This is a genomic window from Tessaracoccus sp. OS52, from assembly GCF_020687685.1.
Lineage (GTDB): Bacteria > Actinomycetota > Actinomycetes > Propionibacteriales > Propionibacteriaceae > Arachnia.
This window is the reverse complement of sequence record NZ_JAJEWM010000010.1, coordinates 1-1,670: the sequence shown is the minus strand read 5'-3', so window position 1 is coordinate 1,670 and position 1,670 is coordinate 1. Positions and strand designations below refer to the sequence as shown.

Annotated in this window: 1 protein-coding gene; it reads left to right on the top strand. The window is 67.6% G+C overall.

All coding sequences use genetic code 11. The features are described from left to right. The first annotated feature begins 124 nt into the window (after positions 1-124). The gene (locus LKO27_RS15035) at positions 125-1,531 is read left to right on the top strand and encodes an IS1380 family transposase (protein WP_068329933.1); all 1,407 of its coding nucleotides are present in this window, start codon (positions 125-127) and stop codon (positions 1,529-1,531) included. The last annotated feature ends 139 nt before the right edge of the window (positions 1,532-1,670 follow it).

Sequence of the window (1,670 nt, the reverse complement as noted above, 5' to 3'; positions counted from 1 at the left end):
AGCCTCGATCCACCGATCGACTGTGTCCGGTGGGCGGCGTGGGAGAGTGAGAATGCCCTCCTGACCTGGGAAAATGCGACTTGTCTAAGGTCCGCATAACCCGCTCAAGAAGGGCATCTCGTAGATGCAACTGTCTCACACCCCTTCAGTGGTCTCAGCGACGTTTGACGAGCCCAACCTCGTGTCGGCCGCCGGGCTGGTCCCATTGATGGCTCTGGCTCAGGAGGCCGGGCTGCGTCGGCTGGGAGATGAGCACCTGAGCGTGGCGAGGGACAAGGGGGCCAACGCGGGCCTGAAGCTTGCCTCGTTGGTGGCGGGTATGGCCGCCGGGGCGGACAGCATCGATGACATGGCCTTGCTGCGCCACGGGGCGATGGGCAAGATCTTCGACCGTGCCTACGCTCCCTCGACGTTGGGCTCCTTCCTGCGCGCCTTCACCTTCGGACACGTGCGTCAGGCTGACGCGGTGGCTTCACGGTTCGCACTTGCCCTGGCCGAGCGCTCCGAGTTCCTGGGCCGCGAGGGGGACAGCGGCACGGTGATGGTCGACATCGACGACACCATCATCGAGGTCCACGGCCACCACAAGCAGGGAGCATCCTTCGGCTATACCCGAGTGCGTGGCCTGAATGCGCTGCTGGCCACCGTGAGCACCGAGCAGATCGCCCCGGTGATCGCCGCCCAGCGGCTGCGCAAGGGCTCGGCCGGCTCCCCGCGCGGAGCGGTCCGCCTGGCCGCTGACACCCTGGCTCTGATCCGGCGCACCTGCCTGGCCGGGCGGCCAGTGCTGGTGCGCGCGGACTCAGCGTTCTACTCCCACGCCCTGGTCACCGCCGTGCTCAAGACCGGGGCGCACGTATCGGTCACCGTGCGGATGGACCCGGCCGTCAAGCGCGCCATCGCCGCCATCAGCGACGATGCTTGGACCACGATCAAGTACACCGACGCGATCTTCGACGAAGACAGCGGCAGGTGGATCTCGCGGGCCGAGGTCGCCGAGATCCCCTTCACCGCCTTCACCTCCAAGAAGACCAGCGAGCAGATCCCCGGCCGCCTGGTGGTGCGCCGAATCCCCGACCTGAACCCGAAGAAGAACCAGGGGCAGGCCACACTGTTCGATACGTGGCGCTTCCACGCGTTCTTCACCACCGCCCCCGCCGCCGAGCGCGACACCGTGGCTGCCGACAAGGTCCACCGGGCACACGCCATCATCGAGAACGTCCACGCCGACCTCAAGGCCTCCGCGCTGGCGCACATGCCCTCGGGAGTTTTCAACGCCAACGCTGCCTGGCTCGTCTGCGCGGTCATGGCCTTCAACCTCACCCGCGCCGCCGCGACACTGACCAACGCCCCGGGGCTGGCTCGGGCGACCACGGCAACGATCCGCCGCAAGCTCATCAACGTCCCGGCACGTATTGCTTCCTCCGCCCGGCGCCTGCACCTGCACCTTCCACAGGGCTGGCCATGGCAAACAGCGTGGTCCGCGCTCTACGACGCCCTCGCCCCGCGCCGAGCGACCGCGCCGATCTGACCCACAGACCCAGTCCCTACAAGCAGGAACCCCAGTGGAAGAGCCGGGCAGACCGGCAACTCCTGCACGCCCTCACTCCAGCCCCGACATCCTGCCGCCGACAGCGACCTCCTCAGCAGCTCATCGGTGGATCGAGGCT

Excerpts from the sequence above, each read along its gene's own strand:
- LKO27_RS15035 (WP_068329933.1), top strand. The coding sequence starts at position 125 with ATGCAACTGTCTCACACCCCTTCAGTGGTCTCAGCGACGTTTGACGAG.